At 67.1% G+C, this 207-nt stretch carries 1 pseudogene; it reads right to left on the bottom strand.

Annotation, left to right across the window (positions count from 1 at the left end):
* Positions 1-207, bottom strand: a pseudogene (locus BIU98_RS19485) (hypothetical protein); the annotation flags it as partial.

Genomic DNA, 207 nt, shown 5'->3' with positions numbered 1-207 from the left:
CCCTCGAGCTGGAGGGGCTTGAGCGAACCGCCGTGGAGGGAGAACAGGTACGCGTTCGGGGCTGCGACCTCACCGTTGACGAGGACGTCGCCGTAGAGCTTGGAGGAGCCGGGGTTCACGACGAAGTTCTCCAGCGTGACGGTGGTGTCGCCGGCCTTGAGGGTCAGGCCGGAGTCGTCGTGGTTGAGCAGGCCCTGGACGTAGGGG

This window comes from Curtobacterium sp. MMLR14_010 (assembly GCF_001865015.1).
Classification (GTDB): domain Bacteria; phylum Actinomycetota; class Actinomycetes; order Actinomycetales; family Microbacteriaceae; genus Curtobacterium.
The sequence above is the reverse complement of the archived record's forward strand: the minus strand, read 5'-3'. Positions and strand labels throughout refer to the sequence as shown.